At 40.1% G+C, this 309-nt stretch carries 1 protein-coding gene; it reads left to right on the top strand.

All coding sequences use genetic code 11. The features are described from left to right. Positions 1-309, top strand: a 309-nt coding sequence (locus HC175_RS22545) for a hypothetical protein (protein WP_168140040.1), incomplete at both ends; no start/stop codon positions are given.

The following is a 309-nucleotide window of genomic DNA, read 5'->3' as shown; positions in this document are numbered from 1 at the left end:
AGATTCTGGGACTTGCAGCTGTAGGTTTGCTGGCAATTATTATGACCATTTACAGTTTTGCTTTTCCCGTAGAAACACCTGTAAAAACTCCAGAGGAACAATTAAAGGAAATCGTAGCTGATTACTACCAGTCCATGAACAGTAACCAAATAGAAAAACTGCATGACTATTTGAGTCCGGAGGTCACCAGCTGGTATGGGGAACAAAATCCTTCCCGGGAATGGATCTATAGAAATGCAAAGGCGCATAGAGGGAAATATCCTTATTCTTCTTCAAATATTGATTGGGATTCTTTTAAGGTCATTCCTG

The organism is Salinimicrobium oceani, assembly GCF_012037645.1.
The sequence above is the reverse complement of the archived record's forward strand: the minus strand, read 5'-3'. Positions and strand labels throughout refer to the sequence as shown.